The sequence below is a fragment of the Okeania sp. SIO3B5 genome, assembly GCF_010692555.1.
In the GTDB taxonomy this organism is placed as follows: Bacteria; Cyanobacteriota; Cyanobacteriia; order Cyanobacteriales; family Microcoleaceae; genus Okeania.
The window spans coordinates 1-2,664 of the sequence record NZ_JAAHHG010000583.1 but is presented as its reverse complement, the minus strand read 5'-3'; the positions used below and the strand labels follow the sequence as shown (position 1 = coordinate 2,664).

The following is a 2,664-nucleotide window of genomic DNA, read 5'->3' as shown; positions in this document are numbered from 1 at the left end:
GTCCTAGTTTGAGATTTATCTAGTTTCTTACTTGTTAATTTATTCATGGTGGGTTTATGAGATTTAATGGGTTGCTGAGATTGAGTTTTTAGCTCTTTATTTGTTTCTTCATCTAGAACAGCAAGACGTTCTTTTATTTGATTATATCGCCTCACGGAAGTTAAAAGTTAAAAGTCAAAAGTCAAAAGTCAAAAGTTAGATTTTGTCAGGATAGGTCATTATTAAGTCAAAAGTCAAAAGTTAAGATTTTGTCAGGATAGGTCATTATTAAGTCAAAAGTCAAAATTTTGTCAGAATAGGTCATTATTAATTATTAATTATTAATTATTAATTATTAATTATTTTCATAGTCTAAAGTAATTGTTTTGAATTTTGATTTTGGTGGTTCTGGTGTCCTAGTTTGAGATTTATCTAGTTTCTTACTTGTTAATTTATTCATGCTGGGTTTATGAGATTTAATGGGTTGCTGAGATTGAGTTTTTAGCTCTTTATTTGTTTCTTCATCTAGAACAGCAAGACGTTCTTTTATTTGATTATATCGCCTCACGGAAGTTAAAAGTTAAAAGTTAAAAGTCAAAAGTCAAAAGTCAAAAGTAAGATTTTGTCAGGATAGGTCATTATTGAGTCAAAAGTCAAAATTTTTTCAGGATAGGTCATTATTAATTATTAATTATTAATTATTAATTATTAATTATTAATTATTTTAATAGCCTAAAGTAATTGTTTTGAATTTTGATTTTGGTGGTTCTGGTGTCCTAGTTTGAGATTTATCTAGTTTCTTACTTGTTAATTTATTCATGGTGGGTTTATTAGATTTAATGGGTTGCTGAGATTGACTTTTTAGCTCTTTATTTGTTTCTTCATCCAGAACAGCAAGACGTTCTTTTATTTGATTACATCGCCTTTCTAAATTTTCCAGTTCTTTTTGTAAACGTTCTTTTTCCACAACATTTTTATATACTGTTAAATATGTAGTTGCTTCCGAACGTTGGCGAGGCATACTACTAATTTTTTGTGGAATTTTTCCACGTTTGGCTGAACGGTGCATAGTTAATGAATTAGTTATAGTAGGGAACAGGGAATAGGGAACTGTTGGAAAAACATTTCCTAGTCTAAGATTCATCATCAGTCTATATCTTAAACCAATTCTTTCTTGGCTAATAGTATTTAGCAGATTTTTCTGAGCTGATAGCTAATAGCTGACAGCTGACAGCTAAATTAAAATAAATAATTAGCTGCTCCTTTAATTTGTTCGATAGGTTCAATTGAACGAGGTAACATTGGCATACAAACAATTTTTACTCCCGGAAATTTATCCCTAGGAACAACGCTCTTAGAGGTAAAACAATTTAAAACTACATAATTTTGTGCTATCTCCTTTTCTACAAGAGATTTATAAAGACGTTCCGCTTCGGCAATAACTCCAGTCTGGGGACGCATGACTCCAATAAATTCTGTTTTTTGTGAATCTTTCAGAATTTTTTGGGCATTAACCACCCGTTTCCGTAAAGTTCTTAAACGCCCCATAAATTCAGTTCTACCAATAATATCTTGATATTTTATCCATAGTTTAAAAATCCAACTTAACCAGTCTTGCATGGCACTAGGCATTTCCAAAAAACGTAATAAATGACCAGTGGGAGCAGTATCTAAAATAATTAAATCTTCTTTGTCTGACTCCAATAATTCAATTACTGTTAATAAGGATAATATTTCATCAATACCAGGTAAAGCTTGTTCGACAATTTGACGCCATCCTTTGGGAGCAAATGCCATTTCAAAAGATGCTGAATTATCGGGTTTTTCCCCACTCATCATTTCTGCTAATTCCCATAAATAATCTTCTCGAAATTTGTCAATAACTCGATCTGATTCTATTTCTTGTCCTTTGAGGTTAGGATTAATTATAGATGGTTCATGGCTTAGAGTTAAACCAAAAGCATCTCCCAAAGAATGGGCAGGATCGATAGAAACGGTCCGAATTTGACAGTCAGGATGCCGTTTTGCCATTTCCCAACCAATAGCAGCAGCTATAGTAGTTTTTCCTACGCCTCCCTTTCCACCAATAATTAATAAACGTCTACCCTCTTGGATAAAGTCGGTAAAACCAGGAGGGATTGTTTCCGGCCATTTGATATCTATTGTCTCATAAGTTGAGGGTGTTAAACTTTCTGCTGGAGAAATTTGGCCGATTAGATTTTCTAGGGCAGTTATACCTAAAGGTTCAGATTTTTGTTGGGGTATCAAATATACCAATTTTTCTCCTGCCAGTTCCATAAACTGACTAACTAACTTTCCTTGTTCCAGGTAGCGATCGCCATTACTATCTTGATCTATAATAATTTGATTCACAAAAATACCACCGTAAGGAATTTTCAAATTTTCCAAAGAATCTAAAAATCTCCTGGTCTCCTGAAAACTCATAGGTTCGGGTAGTGCCATAACTAAACAAGCGGTCTTAGGTGACTCTTGTAATAAATGACGACCTGCTGCTAATTCGTCCTTAAGGTTTTGTAATGTTTCGTCGGTTCGATCTGGTGTGTACTTACCGGCGAAACTTTCTTTAATAAAGCGATATTTCTGTTGAAAAAGTTCTAGGGACTTGAGTAAGGTATCCAAAAAATCCATTAGTCGGAATAAATTGAGGTTTCAGCGTTGGTTGTG

3 protein-coding genes are annotated in these 2,664 nt (G+C 33.3%); all 3 read right to left on the bottom strand.

All coding sequences use genetic code 11. The features are described from left to right. Positions 1-334 precede the first annotated feature (334 nt). The 3 genes from F6K54_RS38670 to F6K54_RS38660 all read right to left on the bottom strand — a co-directional run bounded on the left by F6K54_RS38670 (position 335) and on the right by F6K54_RS38660 (position 2,628). Entirely contained in the window at positions 335-547 is a 213-nt protein-coding gene (locus F6K54_RS38670) for a hypothetical protein (RefSeq protein WP_293089442.1), read from the bottom strand. Between the two features lie 156 nt (positions 548-703). Then, positions 704-1,126 carry a hypothetical protein gene (locus F6K54_RS38665; protein WP_293089440.1) on the bottom strand — a complete coding sequence of 141 codons (423 nt, stop codon included), beginning with the start codon at positions 1,124-1,126 and terminating at the stop codon, positions 704-706. A 92-nt stretch (positions 1,127-1,218) separates the two neighbouring features. Next, complete coding sequence (locus F6K54_RS38660; protein WP_293089438.1) at positions 1,219-2,628, bottom strand: ArsA family ATPase; 1,410 nt, start codon at positions 2,626-2,628, stop codon at positions 1,219-1,221. Positions 2,629-2,664 lie beyond the last annotated feature (36 nt).

Bases quoted from the DNA above. Each gene is read 5' to 3' on its own strand.
- F6K54_RS38665 (WP_293089440.1), bottom strand. From the start codon at position 1,126: ATGATGAATCTTAGACTAGGAAATGTTTTTCCAACAGTTCCCTATTCC.
- F6K54_RS38660 (WP_293089438.1), bottom strand. From the start codon at position 2,628: ATGGATTTTTTGGATACCTTACTCAAGTCCCTAGAACTTTTTCAACAG.